Annotated in this window: 1 protein-coding gene; it reads right to left on the bottom strand. The window is 44.1% G+C overall.

Annotated features, from left to right (window positions below; genetic code table 11):
• Positions 1-11 precede the first annotated feature (11 nt).
• Positions 12-509, bottom strand: coding sequence for a GNAT family N-acetyltransferase (locus GOU96_RS18175; RefSeq protein WP_324702116.1), 498 nt, complete (start codon positions 507-509; stop codon positions 12-14).
• Positions 510-542 lie beyond the last annotated feature (33 nt).

The raw sequence follows: 542 nt of genomic DNA on the forward strand, positions 1-542 counted from the left end.
TGAGGCGTTTGTTATGCATGTGCCACAACGCGAGCCATATGGTAAACGTCAACGTAGCTGCCATTTCTGAACGCATAAGCTTTCGACTCACCTTCAATTTCAAAGCCAAACTTCTTGTACAAATTAATCGCTCGTTCGTTATCCACATAGACCGTCAATTCGATTCGTTTCAAATTCAACCAGTTATCCGCTAAATCGATAACCGTTTTCAGTAAAGCACTACCTACACCTAAACCTTGAACATCGTCTTTTACGCCCATACCGAACGTACCGACGTGACGACGTCGCGGATTGGTACATAGCTCAAAGCCCAAATTACCTACTACTTCACCGTCCACTACTGCCACATAGGCATAAACATGCTCTGGAATATTCTGGAAACGTTTTTCCCACATATCTGAGGATGGAAAAGGAAGTTGTAATGTGCCGGTGTAGGCATTTGGGCACTCATAAATTCCTTTTATCGCTTTAGCATCAGATGGCTCTGCTCGCCTGACTTCAACAACCATGGTTCCTCTTTCCTAAAAAATGCATAACGCCCG

The organism is Vibrio sp. R-1, assembly GCF_035615595.1.
In the GTDB taxonomy this organism is placed as follows: domain Bacteria; phylum Pseudomonadota; class Gammaproteobacteria; order Enterobacterales; family Vibrionaceae; genus Vibrio; species Vibrio cholerae.